Raw genomic sequence first — 237 nt, 5'->3', positions numbered from 1 at the left:
TACATAGGCAGAATAGAGGCAGACCAGGGGCACTGAAACATCTAAGTACCCTGAGGAAGAGAAAACAATAGTGATTCCGTCAGTAGCGGCGAGCGAACGCGGATTAGCCCAAACCAAGGAGCTTGCTCCTTGGGGTTGTGGGACGTCTCACATGGAGTTACAAAGGAACCGGTTAGATGAAGAGGTCTGGAAAGGCCCGCCAGAGAAGGTAAAAGCCCTGTAGTTCAAAACTTGTTC

1 rRNA gene is annotated in these 237 nt (G+C 50.2%); it reads left to right on the top strand.

What is annotated here, in order from left to right:
- A 23S ribosomal RNA gene (locus WA407_RS26605) occupies positions 1-237 on the top strand; the annotation flags it as partial.

Origin of the sequence: Paenibacillus sp. 203, assembly GCF_037027525.1 — a bacterium.
GTDB lineage: Bacteria > Bacillota > Bacilli > Paenibacillales > Paenibacillaceae > Paenibacillus > Paenibacillus polymyxa_B.
The sequence above is the reverse complement of the archived record's forward strand: the minus strand, read 5'-3'. Positions and strand labels throughout refer to the sequence as shown.